Origin of the sequence: Sanguibacter inulinus, from assembly GCF_013415325.1 — a bacterium.
GTDB lineage: Bacteria > Actinomycetota > Actinomycetes > Actinomycetales > Cellulomonadaceae > Sanguibacter > Sanguibacter inulinus.
In genome coordinates this window covers 19042-38854 of sequence record NZ_JACBYE010000028.1, presented here as the reverse complement: position 1 = coordinate 38854, position 19813 = coordinate 19042, and the positions used below count along the sequence as shown (strand labels likewise).

The following is a 19813-nucleotide window of genomic DNA, read 5'->3' as shown; positions in this document are numbered from 1 at the left end:
AGATCGAGACCGGCTCCGCGCCAGCGCGCTCAGCGGGACGCGGTCGAGTCCCGGACCACGAGGTCCGCGCCGATCCGCACGTGCCGTCCCGGGCCCTGCAGCCCGCCGATCCGCTCGACGAGCATCGACACCGCGTGCTCGACCATCTCGGACTTGCGCGGGCTGACCGAGGTAAGCGACGGGACGGTGAACTCGCCCTCGTCGGTTGCGTCGAAGCCCGTCACGGCGACGTCGTCGGGCACCTGCCGGCCGTGACTGCGCAGTGCGCGCAAGGCCCCGACAGCGATCGCGTCGTTGACGCAGAGCGCCGCGTCGAAGCGCACCCCCGAGCGCAGCAGCGCGACCATCGCCTCGTAGCCCGAGGTCCGCCGGTCCCAGTCGGACCCGCTCGCGTAGAGCGAGGGGTCGAGCTCGACGCCGAACTCCCCGATCGCCTGGCGGTAGCCGTCGTACCTGTCGCCGCTCGGCAGCTCGCCGTCAGGTGAGTTCCACACGAGCGCGATGCGCCGCCGCCCAGACTCGAGCAGGTGCCGTGCCGCGAGGTACGCGCCCTCGCGCTCCCCCATGACCACGCAGTCGAGCCGGTCGATCGGCGCGCCACCGAGCTGCACGACGGGTCTGCTGAGCGTGACCCCCTCGATCATCGGCCCGACGAACTCGTGCGGGCAGATGATCACCCCGTCGACGTCCGGGGTGCTCTCCCCCAGCACAGCGGCACGCTCGGACGCCTTGTCGGGGGCGATCCGCAGGGTCGTCGAGAAGCCGCGCGCCTCGAGGGCGAGGATGGTCCGCTCGGCCATCTCCGCGAAGTACGGCTGGTAGAGCATCGGGACCACGACGGCCACCCGGCCGGTGCGCCCGGAGGCGAGCCCGCGCCCCGCGGCGTTGACCACATACCCGACCTGCACGACCGCAGCCTGGACCCGCTCGCGAGTCGCGGCAGAGACCCCGGGCCGCTCGAGCAGGACGTTCGAGACGCTCTTCGCCGAGACGCCCGCGACCGCCGCGACGTCGGCGAGGGTCGGCCGCCTCATCGGAGCCCCGCCCCGAGCGTCGACTCGCGGCGGACGAGCTCGACCGGCGAGATCACGCGCCGGGCCATGTCACCACCGGTCCCCGCGAGCCTGTCGGCGAGCAGCTCGACGGCCGCGCGGGCGAGCCGCGCCGCACCGGGGTCGACCGTCGTGAGCGACGGCGTCGAGAAGGACGCGTCGTCGAGGTTGTCGAAGCCGAAGACCGCGACCTGGTCGGGCACAGCGACCCCCGACCCGAGGAGCGCGTAGAGCGCGCCGAGAGCGAGCTCGTCGCTGCCGCAGACCAGGGCGTCGATCTGCGGGTCCGCCGCGAGCAGCTCGGTCGCCGCGCGCGCACCGTCGGCCCGGCTCGTCACCCCGTCGACCCGCAGGGCAGGGGCCGCGATCCCGGCGGCGAGGAAGGCAGCCGTCATCGACTCGTCCCCGTGCGCGGTGCGGTCTTGCCCGACGAGGGCCGGCCGCGAGCGCCCCATGACGACGAGGTGCCGCGCCACGAGCGACGCCGCCTCGACGAGGTCGGGGTCGACCGAGTCGGCGACAGCCGTCTCCCCGTGGTGGACGAGCACGACGGCGTCGGTCGGGACGAGCGCGGCGAGGGCTGTCGGTGCAGCTGGGTCGGCCGGGCCGATGAGCACGAGCCCGTCGAAGAGCCGCCCTCGGGCGGCGAGCAGAGCGGCGAGGCGGTCGGGCTGGTCGTGCGTGGGCTCGACGGTCGCCTGGAGACCGCGGCGGGTGAGCTCGGAGACGACGGCCTCGGTGATCATCGAGAGGTAGGGCCGGCGCAGCTCGGAGACGCCGACGCCGATGACGCCGGTCCGTCCGGTGCGCAGGGTGCGGGCGCTGCCGTTGGGGACCCACTCGAGCTCGGCGATGGCCGCACGGACGCGGCGGACCACCTCGGGGCGGGTGTGAGGCTCGAGGTTCACGACACGCGACACGGTCTTGACGGACACCCCGGCCAACGCCGCAACATCGCGCATCGTCGCTGCCATGGGCACCATCGTAGGGCTGAGCAGGTGGGACACAGGGCGCTGGGTGTGGGTGAGACCGCTCTCCGGGCGGGCCACGGGACCGGCGGCCGGGCGGGCTGTGGGGCCGGCGGCCGGGCGAGGCGGGCATCGCGACCGGCCGGGGGCTCACGACGACAGCGAGAGGGGTGACACATCCGACCAGTGTTGTTAACGTTCACAGACCGCACCCCTCACGAGGAGCTCACGCATGGCAAAGACGCCGTCACCCCGCCCACCCCTGGGCTGGAACAGCTGGGACTGCTACGGGACCACCGTCACGGAGGCCGAGGTGCTCGCCAACGCCGAGCACATGGCGCAGCACCTGCTGCCCTTCGGCTGGGACACCGTGGTGGTCGACATCGACTGGTCCGACCCGACAGCCCGGTCCCACGGGTACAACGAGGGCGCGCCGCTGCACCTCGACGACCTCGGGCGGCTGATGCCCGACCCTGAGCGGTTCCCCAGCTCTGCTGGCGGGGCTGGCTTCGGGCCACTCGCCGACAAGATCCACGGTCTCGGCCTGAAGTTCGGCATCCACGTGATGCGCGGGATCCCGCGTCGCGCGACGGCTGAGCGGCTGCCTGTCGCGGGTGCTGGTGACGCGGCTGCTGATGCTGCAGTCGGGACCGGCGCTCGTGCTGGCGCCGGGGCCTCGAGCTCGCCGGTGACGGCCGATCAGATCGCCGACGAGACCAACCGCTGTGAGTGGAACCCCCACATGGACGGTCTGCGCCGCGGCCACCCGGGCGCACAGGCGTACTACGACTCGGTCGTCGCGCTGTACGCCTCGTGGGGTGTCGACTTCATCAAGGCCGACGACATGCTCTGGCCCTACCAGGCCGCCGACATCGAGGCCTTCTCGCTGGCCATCGAACGGTCCGGCCGTCCGATCGAGCTGTCGCTGTCCCCCGGGCGCGACCTCTCGCTCACCCGCCTGGACCACCTGCGCGAGCACGCGACCATGTGGCGCATCTGCGACGACCTGTGGGACGTGTGGGAGGACGTCGAGGCCAACTTCGCACGCTTCGCCCGCTGGGCACCCACCGCGAGCGAGCACGGCTGGCCCGACGGCGACATGCTCCCGCTCGGCCACATCGGCATCCGCGCCGAGCGCGGCGAACCCCGCGACTCCCGGTTGACGCAGGCGGAGCGGGTCACGCTCATGACGCTCTGGGTTGTCGCCCGGTCGCCGCTGATGATCGGCGGCGACCTGCCGACGTCGAGCCCGGAGACGCTCGCGCTGTTCACGAATGCCGACGTGCTCGCGGTACTGGAGTCACGGGGGTCACGTGAGGTGTTCCGCGAGGGGGACCTCGTGCTGTGGACGGCGGACGGGGTTGCCGGTGAGTCTGGCTGGGTCGCGGCCTTCAATCTCGGGACCGAGCCGCTGAGCGTCGCGCTCGACGCTGGGGACGTCGGGGTCCCGGCCGACGAGGCCGTGCGGGTCCGCGAGCTGTGGACGGGCGAGGAAGTTGTGACGCACGTCGTGACGGTGCAGAGCGACGAAGCACGCGGTGTCGCGCCGGGAAGCGTCGCGATCCCGGTGACGATCGAATGGCACGGGGCACGGTTGCTGCGGTGGGAGGTCTGAGGTAGACCGACGTCCCGCACCAAGGTCGTCGTACGCGATGTCGAAGACCTACGACGCAGGAACGAGAGTTGCTGCATGAAGCTGACGAGACCGCCCGAAGCGACTGGGCTGCACGCTACGGTGTGCACAACACAGGACGAGAGGGCTCGGGAACCACGCTAATGGCTTATCAAACTCCGCTCACGATCAAGGAGACGCTCGAGAAGATCTCTCAGCGAAGCTTCGTCCTCCCTGCCATCCAGCGCGAGCTGGTGTGGGCGCAGGAGCCTGAACGGATGACGAAGCTCTTCGACAGCCTCTTGCGCGGCTACCCGATCGGCACTTTTCTCTTCTGGAGAGTGACTCCGGAAAACTCGCGGTCGTTCCACTTCTACGAGTTCATGCGAGAGTGGCACGAGTTGAAGCAACGGCACAACGAGCGGCTGCACGTCTCGACACCGAGAGAGCTCACGGCGATCCTCGATGGTCAGCAGCGCCTCACCTCCCTCAACGTAGGGCTTTACGGGAGCCTCGCCCACAAGCTACCTAATCGTCGTCGCGACAGCGCTGGCGCGTACCCCGAAAAGCGCCTCTTCGTTGACCTGAAGTTCGAACCATCTGAAGACGATGACGTGCACTACCGATTCGAGTTCCTGACAGACGAGCAGGCGCGGCGATCAGGCGAATCACACTGGTATCGGGTTGGGGACATCCTCGATCTCGAAGAACCTGGAGAGCCGGTCTACGACTACGTAGAACGCCATGCGCTCACCGGGAACCGCAATGCGTTCCGCGTGCTGTCGCGGCTCTGGAAAGCGGTGCACGAGGACGGAGTTGTGTCGTATTTCGAAGAGAAGCAGCAAGATCTGTCCAAGGTCCTGGACATCTTCGTCCGAGTCAACAGCGGCGGCATTGCTCTCACGAAGAGCGACCTTCTCCTGTCGATCGCCACTGCTCAATTCACCTTGCGCGACGCTCGCGAGGAGATCCACAGGCTCGTCGACGACCTGAACGCGACCCAACCTGGCTTCAAGATCACCAAAGACCTGGTGCTCAAGGCCGGCCTCGTGCTGACCGACATCAGCGACATTGGATTCCGCGTCGAGAGCTTCACCGCTGACAACATGAAGATTCTTGACTCCCAGTGGGAGGACGTCGAGGACGCTCTCCGCACGGGTGTGCACCTTCTGGCGTCGTTCGGCTTCTCGGAGTCGACGCTTCCCGCCTCGAGCGTGCTCATCCCGCTGGCGGACTACATCCATAGTCGAGGACTCACCAGCTCCTACGTCACTTCAGCAGTCCCAGCGGTCCGAGCCGATCGCGAGAGAGTCCGGAGCTGGACGATCCGCACCATTCTCCGACCGGGCGTCTGGGGAAGCGGCCTCGACGGCCTCCTGCGCTCGCTGCACCAGTGCATCAGCGAGACATCCGGTGCGTTCCCTCTCGATGCGATCGAGACCGCGATGGCCCGTCGCGGGAAGTCGCTCGCCTTCGACGACGCGCTGATCGACGATCTTCTCGACACGCCTTACAAGCACAAACGAATGTTCGCCCTGCAGACCCTCCTCTACGACTGGGTCGACCCGCGAAACCAGTTCCACATCGACCACATCTTCCCCAGGAGCCTCAGTACAGCCGCGAGGCTGCGCGCGCAGGGAGTCAGCGCCAGTGCCGTGGACGACATCAGGGATAAGGTCGAGCGCCTGGCAAACCTGCAGCTCATGTCAGGGCCGGAGAACTCCCAAAAGCGCGCTCAGCTCCCGGCTACATGGGCTCGCGAGCACTTCCCGGACGCAGCTGCCCGAGAAGCGTGGCTAGCCGGCCACGACCTCCACGGCATCCCAGAAGATTTCCACGCCTTCCTAGGCTTCTACGAACGCCGACGGTCAATCCTGCGGCGACGCCTTGTCGAACTCTTGGGTGGGTATACACGTGACGGCGCGACTCACAACATAGAGACAAGGCTCCCCCGACCAACGAAACCTCAGGCCCTCGAAGACTCCCGACCGCGCACCCCCTCGCCGCCGCTGCCGGGATGGTCAGGCGAGACTGCGCCCCCCGCACCTCCTCGATACAGCCCGCTGTATGGCGGGGCGAGTAAGCGGAGCTACGGTGTCGGCGTCTCCGACCTGCTCGCTCTGGGCAGACTCCAACCGGGCGCAACGCTCCGAGGCAGATATCACGGCCAGACGATCTCCGTGACCGTAAGCGCCGATGGTCGCCTCGAGGCGGGAGGGAAGAGTTACTCATCGCCGTCTGCAGCTGCCGTAGCACTTACACACCAACCCTCAGCCAACGGATGGATCTTCTGGCACACCGAAGATGGCACACGGATCGCAGACCTACGTCCAGGTTTCGGGACCTGAGATCTCGGGCTGCCAACACCCGAACTAGCTGAGTACGCTGCGGCAGGACAGGCAAAGGACGCAGTGATCGTTCGTCCTCCGTCATCAAGTGACTCGCCGATTCAGAACGTCAATCCCGGGAGTCGCCGCCCATCGGCGGCCGAGACCGCAGCACCACGGCGGCCACGGCGGCGCCGAGGATGATTGCGATCACCCAGCGGTGCAGCATCGGGAACGATGTCGCCGCGTCGGGGAAGATGTCGAGCACGATGGCGGTGATCGCGCTCAACACGACCGCGAGCCAACTGCGCCTGTCTCTCGTCATGGGTCCCGCTGTCGCACCACGTCGGGCCAGCACTTTGCAGTGGCCAGCCGAAACCTGCTGATCGAAAACCGACGTTTACTGCGAACAGACGCTACGCTCGACATGCACCCTCACAGGAGGAGGCGCTATGGAGAGCGAAGCAGTCGAGGCGATCGCCGCACTCGCGCACCACGACATCAGGCTCACGCTTCAGGGAGGCGTCGCGCGCGTCGAGGTAGACGGGGAGGCCGTCGAGAGGCGATGGGTCACGGAGACGGGCTACCGCCCCACCGACCGGATACCCACACTGGTGATCGGAAGTCGTATCCCGCCGCGACTGGTCGCGTCTATCCGCAGGAACGGTGACTGGTACGTCGATGCGCTCGGTAACGCCTTCATCAGCTCCCCAGGGATCCGGGTAGACATCCGAGGCCAACGCCCACCTGAGACTCCAATGCGCTCGGCCCGCGCGAAGAACCTCTTCAGTCCACGGCGCGCGCAGGTGGTCTTCTGCCTCCTCACGTGGCCGGAGCTGCTGACCGCACCAGTGCGAACGGTCGCCCGTGCAGCTGGTGTTTCCCCTGCAATCGCGAACCAGACCAGTCAGGCCCTACGGGAGGAGGGCTACGGATACCCGGGGGGCGCGCGCCTCGAGAGGTACGACGAACTTCTCGAGCGCTGGGCCGAGGCTTTCCCTCTCGGCCTCGGCCGAGACCTGACTCTCGGCCAGTTCGCCGGCGATACGGACCCACGTGCATGGGTCGATTCAGGGATCCCCGTGTACCTCAGCGGTGAGAGCGCGGTCCCGAGCATCAGAGGCACGACCTTGACGATGTACGTCCCGAAGATCAGCGTGCCGGCGGTCATCAGTTCACGATGGCGGCCGCTGAGAGCAGACGAAGAACCAGCGATCATCGTGCGTCGGACGTTCTGGGAAGCCCCTGACCAAACGTACGGCGCGGAACGTGGCGCGAAGACCGCGCCCGATCTCCTGATCTACGCAGACCTGCTGTCGTCGCGTGACCCCCGCCAGCGAGAGGTCGCCCTGACGATGAGGGAGTCGCTCCGTGAGCATGGCGCACGCTGACTAGTTCATCTCCGACAGCGTCGGCGAGGTCATCGACTCACTGGCCGCCGTCCGCTCTCCGCTCCCACCGATCATGCTCGTCGGGGCCACCTGTCGCGATGCGCTCCACATCGGCCAGGGTCACACCTTCTCCTTGCGCGGGACCGACGACCTAGACCTCGCGCTGGCCGTCGCTGACCTGGACCAGTTCGAGCAGATAAGCGCGAACTTTTCCCTGCGTCGCTACGCTGCGGGGTTGGTTCGACACCGGATAGCCGGCATGGCGGTTGATCTCGTGCCGTTCGGACCAGGAGTCGAGGAACCGGACGGCGTGGTCGCTCCTGTGGAACCTATGAGCGTCTTCGGGTTTCAGGATGTCCTGGCGGCTAGCCGGACTGTTGAGCTGAAGTCGGGGAACAAGGTTCATGTCCCCTCCGTCGCGGGATACACGCTACTCAAACTGAAGGCGTGGGCGGACCGCTCGACCTTCCACCAGTACAAGGACGGCGGCGATCTGGCGTGCACCATGTTCTGGTACCAGAACGACACCGCCGTCAGCGACAGGTTGTACACGGAGCCTTACGGCATCGGGCACCTCCGTGCAGCAGACACTGACCCCGACATCGCAGCCGTCCGTCTCCTCGTCGACGACGCTCTGCGCCTGCTCTCGGCAGACCGACGTGCCGAACTCCGAAGTACATGGGAGCACTTTTCGGGCGGAGACGCTTTACTCGCCCGTCACCTTCCGAATCGCTCACTCAACCCGTGGCCAGACGGAACTGACGGCCCCGCTCGCGTCGCTGCCTACGCCTCGGCAGTCCAGGACGTGATCGGGGCTGAATAGGGCATCGCCAGGGTGGGCTCAAGTGGTACCGAAACCAGAGGGAGATGAAGCTCCCTCCCACAGCTCGGAGGCCTCGGCCGCCAGCGCGTCGCCCTCTACGCTCCGGAGTCCGGGCTTCGTGAGCTCCAAGCTGGCGAGGTGCTTCTGAAGCTTCTTGGACATCGGGAGGAAGGTGCCCAGCGTGAGGCCTCCCGAGAGGATCGCACCGACGACCGGGATGGCCTTCGCGACTCCGCTCGCGAAGAGCTTCTTGGTCATCGACACGCCGAGATACCCAGCGACCTTCTTGACTATCGGGTAGATCGCGCCCTTCGTCAGCGCTTGCTGAGGGAGCTTCTTCGCGACCTGAGCAGCGATCATCGTGGCCACCTTCGACACGCCACCCTGCGCGACCTGCACCCCGACCATCACGCCCACGAAGAGCGTGAGGATACCCTCGGTGGCCTCGTCGATCTCCTCGCCGTCACCGGCGAAAAGATCGGGCCAGCTGTAGATGTACGCAAGCTTTTGCGCGACACGCAGCATGTGACCGACGTACTGCACAAGATCTGCCGGCACTGTTCCGAGCATCGCGAGCCCACCGGGAAGGCCCGCGAGGGCTGATATCCCCGTCACCTTGCTGGTCTCGTATGTGATCGATCCGTTCGCCACCTCGGTGATGACCTTCAGAGAGACACCTGCAGCCGCGGGACTCTCAGCCACCGCCCGATCGATCTGCTCCGCTGTGCAGTGTCGCTTGAGCGCCGCTCGAAGGTACGTCTCGCGGTCGATCCGCACTCCGGGCAGCTTCGCCGCCAGGTCCAACACCTGAGGAAAGCTGAATCCTGGCTGCTCGAGATCTTGGTTCTTGGCCATGAACAGATGCTAGCGGTGCGACCACATTCATCACCTTCTCGGCGAAGACCCAGGTGGGGTTAAATCTCAGGTCTGATCTGCCTTGCGCTGCGTACGTCAGGCCAGCATCTCCCGCACCAACGGCACGACCTTCGTCCCGTACAGCTCGAGGCTCTTCATGAGCTTGCCGTGCTCCATCGGGCCGTTGGCGTACTTGAAGTCGAAGCGGTCGAGGTCGAGGCCCTTGACCACGCGGACGATCTTCTTGGCGACGGTCTCGGGGGACCCGATGAAGTACGCACCGTCAGCCCCGACCTGCGCGCGGAACTGGCCCTCGCCCATGGCGCGGCCGCCGCGCTCGATCGCGATCTTCGAGAAGTACTTGCCGAACAGCGGCCACGAGTCCTCGAAGGCCTGCTCGTCGGTCTCGGCGACGTGCCCCGGTGCGTGCACGCCGACGGGCAGGACGGGCTGGCCGAGCTCGCCGAGGGCGCGGCGGTAGAGGTCGGTGAACTGCTTGAAGGCGAGGGGGTCGCCGCCGATGATCGCGAGCATGAGCGGCAAGCCGTGGCCGGCGGCGCGGATGACGCTCTGCGGGCTGCCGCCCACGGCGATCCACGCCGGCAGCAGCCCGTTCTCGACGTGCGGGAACACGTCCTGGTCCTTGAGCGAACGGCGGGTGCTGCCCGACCACGTGACGGGGTTCTGCTCGCGGACCTTCATGAACAGGTCGAGCTTCTCCTCGAAGAGCTCTTCGTACTGCTGCAGGTCGTACCCGAACAGCGGGAAGGACTCGATGAAGGAGCCGCGCCCGAGGATCACCTCGGCGCGCCCGTTCGAGATCGCGTCGATGGTCGCGAAGCGCTGGAACACCCGGATCGGGTCGTCGCTCGACAGCACGGTGACCGCAGAACCGACGCGGATGCGCTCGGTCTTGGCGGCGATCGCAGCGAGGACGGTGTCGGGGGCGGAGATCGCGTAGTCGGGGCGGTGGTGCTCGCCGATGCCGATGAAGTCGAGACCGACCTGGTCGGCGAGGACGCCCTCCTCGACGACGTCGCGGATCACCTGGGCGTGGCTCTTGAGCTGCCCGTCCGGCCCGGGGGTGACGTCTCCGAAGGTGTCGATGCCGAATTCGAGTGCGCTGCTCATGTCCGTCTCCTGCTCGCCGCGGTGCCGACGACCAGCCGACACCTCGATGGTAGTTGATGATTCAACCAATCACGACTCGCACAACCTCACAGGGTCCGCAGTTGTTCCCGCGGGCGAGCGCTGGACCGCGATGACGCCGCTCCCCCTGAGCCGGCCCGCCGCCGGTCCAGCTGGCACGCCGGTCCACCACGCCGGCTCATCGGGTCGACTCAGCAGAGCGCCTCACCAGTCCAGCGCCCGAGCATCACGCCGACGCGACAGCCATGTGCCCACCGAGGAACCCGCCCACCCCGAGCGCTCCGCCCGCGACGAGCCCGAGCAGCACCCCCGACGTCCGCTTCCCGCGCCGACGCTGCACGAGCGACGCCGTGTACAGCGTCAGAGCCGTCGCGTTCGCCGCGGCGTGCACGACGCCCACCCGCTGCGTCTTCTTCGGGGCCGACCCCCAGTCCGCCCACCCGGACAGCGCCGTCGGCACCGCTGTGGCGATCCCGAGCGCGACGAGCGCGTCGGCAGCCTTCGCGGACTTCTCGCCCTGGAGCACGTCGAGGGTGGTCGCGGAGGTCCAGAACCCGATCGGCAGGTCGGACATCACCGGGTGCAGCGCATGACCGAGCCACACCCCCTGGAGCGCGGCGCGCCGCAGCGGACCGGCTGTCAGGCGCTGGGCCCACGGACGGGCGAGGTCGGCCGGACCGTCGAGGGCCTCGTTCTCCTCGAGCGCCCGGGCGACGCCGAGCAGCGGCGACACGGCGTCGTCGTGGTTGAAGGGCGGGGCGCCGCCGTCCTGGCGGTGGCGGGCGTCCGTGGCGTTCGCGTCGTCGATCACTGGGGGCTCCGATCGGTGGAGGGGAGGCCGGCGAGGGCCCTCGAGGATGGTGCAGGCACGTGTCTCGACCTCGTCCCACCTTCGCAGCGCACCCGGCACCTCGCCACAGGTCGCGAGATGTCTCAGACCTGCGACATCGCCGCGACACCCCCGCGACCTGCAGCAGGCAGCACGTCGCTACCGTCGTCCTCATGACCTCGACGACGGTTCTGACGACACTCCGCGGCACCTGCGCCGCCCTCGCTCTCGCCGTGCTCCTCACAGGGTGCCAGGCCGACTCCGACCGCACCGCGACCCCGGTCCCGGCAGCGTCGGCGACCACAGCCGCTGCACCGACGCCCGACCCGACCGACGAGCCGTCGACCGACCCTGCAGACGACCAGACCACGGACCCGGCGTCGAGCACCACAGCAGTCGCCGGCTACGCACCCGGCGAGATCCCGCCCATCCCGCTCATCACCATCCCGGACCTCTCCATGCTCGACGCCTCGCTGTCAGGCTTCACGCACGAGATCACCGAGCTCGTCGGCGACTACCCGGGGCTGACCGTCGCCCCGGCGTCCTGCGACGTCTCCGGGACGGTCCGCTCCGGCGCAGGCAGCATCTTGCTCTACGGCGACGGGTCGGGCGTGTACACGGGGCCCGACGGAACGACGGTCAACTACGGCGACGGCTCGGGGACCTACGTCGTCGACGGCGTCTCGGTCACGGTCTACGGCGACGGCTCAGGGGTCTTCGCGAGCGGCGACGTGTCGGTCTCCAACTACGGAGACGGGTCGGGCGTGTACGCAGACGCCGAGGTCTCGCTCGCGGTCTACGGCGACGGCTCGGGCACCCGGACCGACAGCACCGGGACCATCACCAACTACGGCGACGGCGGCGGCGTCTTCGCGGGGGCAGACGGCGTGACCATCACCAACTACGGCGACGGCTCAGGCCTGTACTCCGACGGCTCCGTGACCATCCAGAACGACGGTCAGGGCACAGCGACGGTGAACGGCGTCCCCGTCCCGGCAGACCCCGTCCCGCCGGTCCCCGCGATGGGCGTGTTCCCGCCGATGGGCACCATCGAGCCGATCACGTCGTGCGGCACGACGATCTCGCTCTCCGACGCAGCGCTCTTCGACTTCGGCACGAGCGACCTGCGCCCCGAGTCCGAGCAGACCCTCGACTCTCTCGCCGCGGCGCTCGCCGAGACCGGCGCCCCGACGCTGCAGATCGGCGGGCACACGGACTCGATCAGCGACGAGGCCTTCAACCAGCAGCTCTCCGAGGACCGCGCCCAGGCCGTCGCCGACGCACTCGTCGAGCGAGGGGTGACCGCGACCCTCGAGACCACCGGCTACGGCGAGACCCGCCCTGTCGCCCCCGAGACGACGGCCGACGGCTCGGACAACCCGGCTGGTCGCCAGCTGAACCGCCGGGTCGAGATCTTCGTCCCGACCTTCTGACAGACTGCCTCTGGCTCGACGACACCCCACCCGACGCCGTGCACCCGAAGGAGCACAGATGACGCCCCGGCCCCAGACCGCGAGCGCGACGTCCCCTCACGGCCGCACCCGCCCGTCGGCCCTCGCGTGCCTCGCCGCTGCCACTGCGGCTGCGCTGCTGCTCGCCGGGTGCACGGTCGAGGTGGTCGACCGCCGCGACACCGCGAGCGCGTCGGACGACGCGAGCAGCCCCTCGAGCACGAGCACGACGTCGGGCACGTCCGCGCCGGAGGACGCGAGCACGACGGACGACGCAGCGACGGACGGCGGGCAGACCACGCCCGACAGCCCGGAGACCTCCGAGGGCGGTGACCCCTCGGACGACCCGGCGGCGTCTGCGCCCGACGAGGCCCCCGGTGGGCCAGGTGCCCATCCCTCGCCTGTCGCCACCCCGGCCCCGCCGACCACCACGGTCGGCTGCGGCGCGGACGGCACCCTGGACCTCTGGCGGGCGTCGCAGGCTGTCGAGCTCACGGAGGCCTGCGAGCACGTGACGATCTCTGCGGCGGACGTCCAGCTGACGGCTCGGGAGATCACGACGCTCGAGATCGCGGCGGCCGGTGTCGTCGTGCACGTGACGTCGGTCGGCACGGTCTCGGTCGCCGGCGCGGACAACACCGTGACGTGGGACGAGGGCTCCCCCGAGGTGTCGGACGAGGGCGCGGGCAACGTGCTGGTGGCATCGTGACAGGCCGTCCGACGGTCCTGCTCGTCGACGACGAAGAGGCGATCACTGCGGCGCTCGCACCGTTCTTGGAGCGGTCGGGCTTCGAGGTCCGCGTCGCAGAGGACGGTCAGGCGGCTCTGGAGACCCTCGACCTGTGGCACGCCGACGTGGTGGTCTCCGACGTGATGATGCCGCGCGTCGACGGACGCGAGCTCGTGCGCAGGCTGCGCACGCGCGACGACTGGACGCCCGTGGTCCTGCTCACCCAGGTCGGGGAGTCCTTCGAGCGGTCGGCGGCTCTCGACGAGGGGGCTGACGACTACCTCAACAAGCCTTTCAACCCGCAAGAGCTCGCCGCACGGATCCGTGCGGTCCTGCGGCGCCGGGCCCTGGGTGGTGAGAAGCCGTTGAGCACCGCAGAGCGTCTGGTGAGCGGTGACCTGGTGGTCGACAGGTCGGCCCGGCGGGTGTTCCTCGCCGGGAGCGAGGTGGTACTCACCCCGCGCGCCTCGGTGCTGCTCGACTACCTCATGGCGCACCCCGGCGAGCTGCACACCCGGGACCGCCTGCTCCAGGCGCTCTGGGGCTTCGACCTCGTGCCGAGCACCCGCGCGGTCGACCACAGGGTCGCGGAGATCCGCCGCGTGCTGCGCGACGACGCCGGGGCACCGCGGTTCGTGGAGACCGTCCCGAACCTCGGATACAGGTTCTGCGGTCAGGTGAGGCGCGGGTGACCGGGTCCGTGCACCGAGGCGCTCGGGGGCGCGCCGGTTCGCCGTGGGCCAGCCCGTGGGTGATCGTCCCGGTCGCCGTCGGGCTGGTGGTCGCCGCTGTGCTGGTCGCCGCGGGCAACCCGAGCGGTCTGCGGTTCACCGTCCCGCTCGCGACAGCTGTCGCTGCTGCCGGGGTGGGCGCCGGGATCGTCGCGCTCCTCGTGCTGCTGCTCCGCCGGGCGGTCCGCCGGGCCGGTGAGGTGGGGGCAGCATCTGCGCGCCAGGAGGAGAAGGCCGCGCACCACAGGTTCCTGGCCCGCCTCGACCACGAGCTCAAGAACCCGCTGACTGCTATCCACGCCGCCGCCGCCTCGGTGTCGTCGACCAGCCTCGCCGACGGCTCGGGGCCAGGCTCCCCCGGCAGCACCGGAGCGGTCCACCTCTCCCCCGTGGCCGTGATCGACGCGCAGGCCGCGCGCATGGGCCGGCTCGTCGGCGACCTGCGCAAGATCTCTTCCCTGGACTCCCAGGAGATCGAGCAGGAGCCCGTCGACGTCGCCGACCTCACCGCCGAGGTGGTCGCCGCGCTGCACGAGGAGCTCGCCGTCACCCGGCCCGCCCGTGCTGGCACGGTCCCCGGTGCCCTGTCCGACGTGAGTGTCGCGTTCCCGCGTGTCCCGTGGCCGTTGCCGCCGGTGCGCGGGGATGTCGACCTGCTGTTCGTCGCGCTCTACAACATCGTGTCGAACGCCGTGAAGTTCTCGGCCGACGGTGCCCCGATCGAGGTCCGCGGCTTCGAGGAGGAGGGCGCTGTGGTGGTCGAGGTCGCCGACTCCGGAGCGGGCATCCCGGCCGACGAGCTCTCGCTCGTGTGGGACGAGCTCGCCCGCGGGTCGAACACGCTCGGGGTGCCGGGGTCGGGTCTCGGGCTCGCGACGGTCCACGCGATCGTCCGCAGGCACGGCGGCCAGGCCATGCTCACCTCCCGCCTGGGTCACGGGACGAGCGTGCGGCTCAGGCTCCCGACAGCACAGCCTGGTTGACCGGCCGCGGCTGCGGCTGCGGCTGCGGCTGCGGCTGCGGCTGCGGCTGCGGCTGCGGCTGCGGCTGCGGCTGCGGCTGCGGCTGCGGCTGCGGTGAGGATCACCCGGCAGGCTCCCCGAGCGCACCTCCGACCGGCCCTACGATGCGAGTCGTATCTCCGCGCGTGGGCAGCTCGCGGGTCTGGCCCGGTGCTGCCCTCCTCACCGCGCGGCCGACCCCCTGGAAGAGCCGCCGATGTCTGCCCGTCTGCCTGCCCCCGCGTCCCGCGCCGCCGTTCCCGCCGGTCGTCACCCCGCGCGACCGACCTCCCGCGGCCTCCGCGTGACCGCCGCCGTCCTGCTCGCCGCCGTGCTGCTCGCCGGCTGCTCGGCCGAGGCCGACGAGGCCCGCCCGATGGCTGCCGCGACCACAGAGGCTCCCGAGCCGACCGAGACGCCCGCACCGCTGCCGTCGCCCGAGCTCGCCGAACCCGTCGACGTCGCGGCTGTCACCTCGACCGCGACCCCACAGACTGCGCTCGCGACGGTGCCGCTCCTCGAGGTCAAGGGCCGCGCCCCCAAGACCGGCTATTCCCGCGACGCCTTCGGCGCGGCGTGGGCCGACGTCGACCGCAACGGCTGCGACACCCGCAACGACATCCTCGCCCGGGACCTCACCGACGTGACGTACAAGGACGGGACCAAGGACTGCGTCGTCCTCACCGGGACCTTCGCCGACCCCTACAGCGGCACGACCATCGCCTTCGAGCGTGGGGAGAAGACGTCGACCGCCGTGCAGATCGACCATGTCGTGGCTCTCTCGGACGCATGGCAGAAGGGCGCCCAAGGCTGGGACGACGCGAAGCGCACGGCCTTCGCCAACGACCCGCTCAACCTCTGGGCCGCCGACGGGCCGCTCAACGGGCAGAAGAGCGACGGTGACACCGCGACGTGGCTGCCGCCGAACAAGGACTTCCGCTGCGAGTACGTCGCCCGCCAGGTCGGCGTGAAGTTCACCTACGGTCTGTGGGTGACCGACGCCGAGCAGGTCGCGATGGCCTCGGTGCTCAGCACCTGCCCGGACCAGCCGCTGCCCGAGGGTTCGGCCGTGCCCGAGATCCCCGCGCCCGAGCCGACCCCGGAACCCGAGCCGACGACCGCTCCTCCCGCACCGGCACCAGCCCCGGCGCCGGCTGTCGAGCCCGCCCCGGCTCCCGTCGTCGAGCAGGCACCCGCCCCGGCGCCCGAGCCCGTCGTCGTCCCGGAGCCCGCGCCGGCCCCGGTCGAGGTGTACTACGAGAACTGCGACGCGGCCCGCGCCGCCGGAGCAGCCCCGGTCTACGCAGGCGACCCGGGCTACGCCAAGAAGCTCGACCGCGACGGAGACGGCGTCGGCTGCGAGTAGCCGCAGACCCACCTCCAGACGGCTGCGGGCCGGCACCCCTCGAAGGGTGCCGGCCCGCAGCCGTCTCTCGTGCCGTCAGCAGACGTGGCCGATCAGCCGACGCCGCCTCAGCCCACGTCCCGCCGGCGGAAGGTCACGAGCCCGACGGTGACCACCACGGCGAGCAGCACCACGAGACTGACCGCACCGTTCGTCAGCGAAACCGTCTTCCCGATCGACTCGCACATCGTGCCGGAGGCGTCGGTCGTGCAGTCGTCGACCCAGTACGTGGACTCGCCCTGCAGCACGGCCTCGACCTTGAGGGTGAGCAACCACGGCTTGAGGGCGTCGACCGCCGAGCCGATGATCCCCTCGACGACGATCACGTACCCGAGCAGCAGACCGATCGCGGCAGCGGTGCTGCGCACGACCATCGCGACGGCCGCGCCGAGCACTGCGACCCCGATGGCCGTGAGCGTCAGCCGCAGACCGCCCACGGCGAGGTCGGACCACAGCTCGCCGGTGACGTCGCCGAGCGTCCCCCACATCCTGAAGATCGCCCACGCTCCCCCGACCACGAGCACGGCGGCGAGGATCGCCGGGACGACGACCCCGAGGCCTGCCGCGGCCAGCTTCGAGGCGTAGACACGGGTCCTGCGGGGCTCGAAGGTCAGCCAGCTGCCCATCGACCCCGTCGCGAACTCGGCCGCCACAAAGCTCACGCCGACGAAGAACGCGTACAGCAGGACCGCGTACCCGATCCCTGTCAGGACAGACTCAGCCTGGTCGGTGAAGAGCTGGTCGGGCCAGAGGTACGTCTCGGACTGAGGCGCCCACGTCTCGCAGTCGAAGGACGCCGTCGGGTCGGTCTCCTGGGCGGCCTCCTCCTGCTCGTAGCAGTCGGCGAGCGTCGCCTCGCCGTTGACCTCCCAGTCAGCGAGGGCCTCCTCGTAGTACTGCTGCGAGAGCGCCTTCTCCTCCTCGCTCGCCGGCGCAGACGACTGCCAGACGGCGACGAGCGCGAGGACGACCACCCCGAGGAGCCCGAGGCTCGCGACACGGGTGGTGCGACGGCTGAAGAACCTGTCGATCTCGACCCGGAGCAGACGCATCATCGGGAGCCTCCTCGGCGTGAGCGGCGGGTCGGTCTCCCGGACTCGTCGGCGCGCGTCCCGGGCCCTTCGCCTGCGGTGAGCTCGAGGAACACCGCTTCGAGCCCGGCCTTGATCGCGACGAGCTCGTGCACGTACTGACCGTGCTGGGCGAGCACCTGCGTGATGTCAGCGGGGTCGGCCGCACCGTCGACCAGCAGCGCCTCGTGGTCGGCGCGGACGGTCAGCCCGGCGCGCTCGAGGATCTCGCGCGCGTCGCCAGGCTGGCGGACGCCCACCCGGACCGTCGTGGCAGATCCCGCGACGATGTCCTCGACGCGGCCGCTGGCCAGCAGCCGTCCGTGCCCGATGATCGAGACCGTGTCGGCCACCTGCTCGACCTCCGCGAGGATGTGGCTGCTCACCAGGACAGTCTTGCCCTGGTCGGCGAGCGTCCGCATGGTCGTGCGGATCTCCCGGATGCCCGCGGGGTCGAGGCCGTTGGTCGGCTCGTCGAAGATCAGCAGGTCGGGGTCCTTGAGCAGCGTCGCGGCGATCGCCAGGCGCTGCTTCATGCCGAGCGAGTACGTCTTGTAGCGGTCGCCCGCGCGGTCGTCGAGGCCGACGGCCTCGAGGACCATCCCGACCTCGGACGCGGGGACACCGATGGCGCTCGCGAGCAGGTCGAGGTTCTTGCGCGCCGTGAAGGTCGGGAAGAACTTCGGCTGCTCGACGATCGCGCCGACGCGGCCGACGACGTCGGGCAGCGCCCGCGGGACCTCCTGGCCGAAGATCGTCATCGTCCCCGAGTCCGCGCGGACCAGGCCGAGCAGCATGCGGATCGACGTGGTCTTGCCCGAGCCGTTGGGCCCGAGGAAGCCGTGCACCCCGCCGATCGGGACGTCGAGGTCGAGCCCTTGCACGGCGACGTGGCGACCGTGCCGGTTGCGGTAGGTCTTGCGCAACCCGCGCGTGCTGATCGCGAGCGACCGGGGATCGACGTCGGGCGGCGGGCTGGTGGTCTGGGCGTGTGCGGGCATCGGCTCCCCCTGCTGGCGGCACGGCGCCCCGCTGCGGGGCACCCTGACGGAGCGTAGCCAGTCGCAGACCTCCCCGTCTGTAGTCCTCTGGGTGGATATCGCCAGGTCAGGGCGATCGCGACGAGGTATGAGGAGGGTCGTCAACCCTCGACAGGGCCCGAGGTCACACCGGCGAGTGCTCGCCCGTCCGCTGGACGGACAGACCGACGACGGTCGAAGGTCGAGGGGCCCGGCCACCTGGCCCCTGACCCACTCCCTTGTTAACGTTCACAGTGCGCACCGACGCGCCCGCGCAGCCTGGCTGCGCCCCACGCCGCACCCTCGGAGGACGTGCTCGTGACCGAGAACAGCACCACCACACCCACCCCCTCGAGCGGCACCGCCGCCGCTCCGGACTGGGCCGGGTACGTCATGGTCCACCACGACGACGCGACCCACGAGGTCCACGCCATGCTCTCCGACGGCGACGACCCGACGACGTGGCGCGCCCTCGACGGCGGTGCCGGGATCCTCGCCTCCACGATGGGCGAGCAGGGCCTGCGCGACCCGCACCTGCTGCGCTCGGCCGACGGATCGACCTTCTACCTGCTCGCGACAGACCTCGACATCCGCGTCACCGAGCGCCCGGGCGTGACGGGCAGCTTCTGGGACTGGCTCGGCCGCCACGGCAGCAGGTCCATCAACGTGTGGGAGTCCTCCGACCTCATGACGTGGGGCCCGCAGCGCCAGGTCGAGGTGTCCCCGCCGAGCGCCGGCATGGCCTGGGCACCCAAGGCCGTGTGGGACCCCGAGGCCGAGGCCTTCCTGGTGCTGTGGTCCGCCCGGCTCTACGCCGACGACGACCCCGAGCACACGGGCTCAGGTCACCACAGGCTGCTCGGCGCGCACACGACAGACTTCGTCACCTTCACCGAGGCCGTCGACCACGGGCACCCGACCCGGTCGGTGATCGACGCCCTCGTGGTGCCCGACCCCGACAGCGACGGCGGCTACGTGCGCTTCGTCAAGGACGAGGCCGCGGGGCTGGTGTTCTCCGAACGCTCGACCGACCTCCACGCCGAGGTCTGGGACCCGGTCTCGGACAGCGTCACCACGGGCACGGAGGTGGGGATCGTCGAGGGTCCGCTCGCCTTCAGGTCTTTCACCGACGGCGAGTGGTACCTGTGGGTCGACGAGTACACGGGCGCCGACCGCGGCTACGTCCCCTTCCACGCGTCGTCGCTGACCGCCGAGCGCTGGGAGCCCGTCGAGGGATACACCTTCCCGCGCAAGATCAAGCACGGGACGGTCCTTCCCGTGACGGCGCAGGAGTACGCGCGGCTCGCGACGCGTCTCTGAGGACGACGAGCCTCGGCGCGGCGGGTCTAAGCACAGCGGGTCTGAGCACGGCGAACAGCTCCTCACCGAGGCACGGCTCG

19 protein-coding genes are annotated in these 19813 nt (G+C 69.7%); 10 read left to right on the top strand and 9 right to left on the bottom strand.

Features of this window, described 5'->3' with window-relative positions:
• Nucleotides 1-29: 29 nt before the first annotated feature.
• Nucleotides 30-1034, bottom strand: a complete 1005-nt coding sequence (locus HZZ10_RS11870; RefSeq protein ID WP_179913671.1) for a LacI family DNA-binding transcriptional regulator — start codon at nt 1032-1034, stop codon at nt 30-32.
• Nucleotides 1031-2026 (bottom strand): LacI family DNA-binding transcriptional regulator, encoded by a 996-nt coding sequence (locus HZZ10_RS11865; RefSeq protein WP_179913670.1) that lies wholly within the window; start codon nt 2024-2026, stop codon nt 1031-1033. The genes HZZ10_RS11870 and HZZ10_RS11865 overlap by 4 nt, the downstream gene beginning before the upstream one ends.
• Before the next feature lie 226 nt (nt 2027-2252).
• On the opposite strand from HZZ10_RS11865, the gene HZZ10_RS11860 reads away from it, so the two are divergent.
• Together HZZ10_RS11860 and HZZ10_RS11855 are read left to right on the top strand one after the other, a co-directional pair.
• Complete coding sequence (locus tag HZZ10_RS11860) at nt 2253-3635, top strand: glycoside hydrolase family 27 protein (RefSeq protein WP_179913669.1); 1383 nt, start codon at nt 2253-2255, stop codon at nt 3633-3635.
• 161 nt (nt 3636-3796) lie between these two features.
• Entirely contained in the window at nt 3797-5980 is a 2184-nt protein-coding gene (locus tag HZZ10_RS11855; protein ID WP_228087496.1) for a GmrSD restriction endonuclease domain-containing protein, read from the top strand.
• A gap of 109 nt (nt 5981-6089) precedes the next feature.
• Here the strand turns inward: HZZ10_RS11855 and HZZ10_RS11850 are convergent, their stop codons facing one another.
• Nucleotides 6090-6251 carry a hypothetical protein gene (locus tag HZZ10_RS11850; protein ID WP_218928709.1) on the bottom strand — a complete coding sequence of 54 codons (162 nt, stop codon included), beginning with the start codon at nt 6249-6251 and terminating at the stop codon, nt 6090-6092.
• A gap of 160 nt (nt 6252-6411) precedes the next feature.
• On the opposite strand from HZZ10_RS11850, the gene HZZ10_RS11845 reads away from it, so the two are divergent.
• A complete protein-coding gene (locus HZZ10_RS11845; protein ID WP_179913666.1) occupies nt 6412-7350 on the top strand; it encodes a type IV toxin-antitoxin system AbiEi family antitoxin in 939 nt (312 codons plus the stop codon).
• A 73-nt stretch (nt 7351-7423) separates the two neighbouring features.
• Complete coding sequence (locus HZZ10_RS11840; RefSeq protein WP_179913665.1) at nt 7424-8173, top strand: hypothetical protein; 750 nt, start codon at nt 7424-7426, stop codon at nt 8171-8173.
• An 18-nt stretch (nt 8174-8191) separates the two neighbouring features.
• On the opposite strand, the gene HZZ10_RS11835 is transcribed toward HZZ10_RS11840, so the two are convergent.
• The 3 genes from HZZ10_RS11835 to HZZ10_RS11825 all read right to left on the bottom strand — a co-directional run bounded on the left by HZZ10_RS11835 (nt 8192) and on the right by HZZ10_RS11825 (nt 10988).
• Nucleotides 8192-9028 (bottom strand): hypothetical protein, encoded by an 837-nt coding sequence (locus HZZ10_RS11835; RefSeq protein ID WP_218928708.1) that lies wholly within the window; start codon nt 9026-9028, stop codon nt 8192-8194.
• A 96-nt stretch (nt 9029-9124) separates the two neighbouring features.
• The gene (locus HZZ10_RS11830; protein ID WP_179913664.1) at nt 9125-10159 is read right to left on the bottom strand and encodes an LLM class flavin-dependent oxidoreductase; all 1035 of its coding nucleotides are present in this window, start codon (nt 10157-10159) and stop codon (nt 9125-9127) included.
• 244 nt (nt 10160-10403) lie between these two features.
• On the bottom strand, nt 10404-10988 hold the full coding sequence (locus tag HZZ10_RS11825; protein ID WP_308507566.1) for a DUF2231 domain-containing protein: 585 nt from the start codon (nt 10986-10988) through the stop codon (nt 10404-10406).
• Nucleotides 10989-11179: 191 nt separating this feature from the next.
• On the opposite strand from HZZ10_RS11825, the gene HZZ10_RS11820 reads away from it, so the two are divergent.
• From HZZ10_RS11820 to HZZ10_RS11805, 4 genes are read left to right on the top strand one after another with little or no spacing between them, the layout of a single operon-like run.
• A complete protein-coding gene (locus HZZ10_RS11820; protein ID WP_179913663.1) occupies nt 11180-12439 on the top strand; it encodes an OmpA family protein in 1260 nt (419 codons plus the stop codon).
• A 58-nt stretch (nt 12440-12497) separates the two neighbouring features.
• Nucleotides 12498-13166 carry a DUF3060 domain-containing protein gene (locus HZZ10_RS11815; protein WP_056135321.1) on the top strand — a complete coding sequence of 223 codons (669 nt, stop codon included), beginning with the start codon at nt 12498-12500 and terminating at the stop codon, nt 13164-13166.
• Nucleotides 13163-13879, top strand: a complete 717-nt coding sequence (locus HZZ10_RS11810; protein WP_179913662.1) for a response regulator transcription factor — start codon at nt 13163-13165, stop codon at nt 13877-13879. Before HZZ10_RS11815 ends, HZZ10_RS11810 begins: the two co-directional genes overlap by 4 nt.
• The gene (locus HZZ10_RS11805) at nt 13876-14901 is read left to right on the top strand and encodes a sensor histidine kinase (RefSeq protein WP_056135315.1); all 1026 of its coding nucleotides are present in this window, start codon (nt 13876-13878) and stop codon (nt 14899-14901) included. Before HZZ10_RS11810 ends, HZZ10_RS11805 begins: the two co-directional genes overlap by 4 nt.
• On the opposite strand, the gene HZZ10_RS11800 is transcribed toward HZZ10_RS11805, so the two are convergent.
• A complete protein-coding gene (locus HZZ10_RS11800; RefSeq protein WP_179913661.1) occupies nt 14853-15005 on the bottom strand; it encodes a hypothetical protein in 153 nt (50 codons plus the stop codon). The two genes, HZZ10_RS11805 and HZZ10_RS11800, sit on opposite strands and share 49 nt — an antisense overlap.
• A gap of 131 nt (nt 15006-15136) precedes the next feature.
• On the opposite strand from HZZ10_RS11800, the gene HZZ10_RS11795 reads away from it, so the two are divergent.
• Complete coding sequence (locus HZZ10_RS11795) at nt 15137-16285, top strand: GmrSD restriction endonuclease domain-containing protein (RefSeq protein ID WP_179913660.1); 1149 nt, start codon at nt 15137-15139, stop codon at nt 16283-16285.
• Nucleotides 16286-16392: 107 nt separating this feature from the next.
• On the opposite strand, the gene HZZ10_RS11790 is transcribed toward HZZ10_RS11795, so the two are convergent.
• Nucleotides 16393-17379, bottom strand: a complete 987-nt coding sequence (locus HZZ10_RS11790; RefSeq protein WP_179913659.1) for an ABC-2 family transporter permease — start codon at nt 17377-17379, stop codon at nt 16393-16395.
• Nucleotides 17376-18395 carry an ATP-binding cassette domain-containing protein gene (locus HZZ10_RS11785; protein WP_179913658.1) on the bottom strand — a complete coding sequence of 340 codons (1020 nt, stop codon included), beginning with the start codon at nt 18393-18395 and terminating at the stop codon, nt 17376-17378. Before HZZ10_RS11785 ends, HZZ10_RS11790 begins: the two co-directional genes overlap by 4 nt.
• A 336-nt stretch (nt 18396-18731) precedes the next feature.
• On the opposite strand from HZZ10_RS11785, the gene HZZ10_RS11780 reads away from it, so the two are divergent.
• A complete protein-coding gene (locus HZZ10_RS11780) occupies nt 18732-19733 on the top strand; it encodes a glycoside hydrolase family 43 protein (protein WP_179913657.1) in 1002 nt (333 codons plus the stop codon).
• Nucleotides 19734-19813 lie beyond the last annotated feature (80 nt).

Excerpts from the sequence above, each read along its gene's own strand:
- HZZ10_RS11870 (WP_179913671.1), bottom strand. The coding sequence starts at position 1,034 with ATGAGGCGGCCGACCCTCGCCGACGTCGCGGCGGTCGCGGGCGTCTCG.
- HZZ10_RS11865 (WP_179913670.1), bottom strand. The coding sequence starts at position 2,026 with ATGGCAGCGACGATGCGCGATGTTGCGGCGTTGGCCGGGGTGTCCGTC.
- HZZ10_RS11860 (WP_179913669.1), top strand. The coding sequence starts at position 2,253 with ATGGCAAAGACGCCGTCACCCCGCCCACCCCTGGGCTGGAACAGCTGG.
- HZZ10_RS11855 (WP_228087496.1), top strand. The coding sequence starts at position 3,797 with ATGGCTTATCAAACTCCGCTCACGATCAAGGAGACGCTCGAGAAGATC.
- HZZ10_RS11845 (WP_179913666.1), top strand. The coding sequence starts at position 6,412 with ATGGAGAGCGAAGCAGTCGAGGCGATCGCCGCACTCGCGCACCACGAC.
- HZZ10_RS11840 (WP_179913665.1), top strand. The coding sequence starts at position 7,424 with ATGCTCGTCGGGGCCACCTGTCGCGATGCGCTCCACATCGGCCAGGGT.
- HZZ10_RS11835 (WP_218928708.1), bottom strand. The coding sequence starts at position 9,028 with ATGGCCAAGAACCAAGATCTCGAGCAGCCAGGATTCAGCTTTCCTCAG.
- HZZ10_RS11830 (WP_179913664.1), bottom strand. The coding sequence starts at position 10,159 with ATGAGCAGCGCACTCGAATTCGGCATCGACACCTTCGGAGACGTCACC.
- HZZ10_RS11820 (WP_179913663.1), top strand. The coding sequence starts at position 11,180 with ATGACCTCGACGACGGTTCTGACGACACTCCGCGGCACCTGCGCCGCC.
- HZZ10_RS11815 (WP_056135321.1), top strand. The coding sequence starts at position 12,498 with ATGACGCCCCGGCCCCAGACCGCGAGCGCGACGTCCCCTCACGGCCGC.
- HZZ10_RS11795 (WP_179913660.1), top strand. The coding sequence starts at position 15,137 with ATGTCTGCCCGTCTGCCTGCCCCCGCGTCCCGCGCCGCCGTTCCCGCC.
- HZZ10_RS11790 (WP_179913659.1), bottom strand. The coding sequence starts at position 17,379 with ATGATGCGTCTGCTCCGGGTCGAGATCGACAGGTTCTTCAGCCGTCGC.
- HZZ10_RS11785 (WP_179913658.1), bottom strand. The coding sequence starts at position 18,395 with ATGCCCGCACACGCCCAGACCACCAGCCCGCCGCCCGACGTCGATCCC.